The 307-nt window shown below is 38.8% G+C and carries 1 protein-coding gene; it reads left to right on the forward strand.

Going from position 1 to position 307, the window contains the following annotated elements:
- Window positions 1-302: GH32 C-terminal domain-containing protein (locus tag SMIDD26_RS10990; RefSeq protein ID WP_246747047.1), on the forward strand; the 302-nt coding region annotated here is incomplete at its 5' end.
- Window positions 303-307: the final 5 nt, after the last annotated feature.

Genomic DNA, 307 nt, shown 5'->3' on the forward strand with positions numbered 1-307 from the left:
GGGGCCATCACATTCAAATTGATGGTGATCAGCGTTACCGCTTAGGAAATGATACAGATTATCTTGAATTTGGTTATGACAGTAAGGCGCAGCAAGTTTACATTGATCGTAGCCATCTTGTTCAAAAAATTCTAGGTGAAGAAGAACAGGATACTAGTCGACGGTATGTAGATATTGAAGCTAAAGAATTGGAAGTTGTTCTAGATAAAAATTCCATCGAGATTTTTGTCAATCAAGGCGAAGCAAGCTTGACGGCAACCTATTACTTAACAGTGCCAGCTGGGCTATCACGAATCGATTAAAAATT

The sequence above is a fragment of the Streptococcus mitis genome (genome assembly GCF_001579035.1).
Classification (GTDB): Bacteria; Bacillota; Bacilli; order Lactobacillales; family Streptococcaceae; genus Streptococcus; species Streptococcus mitis_J.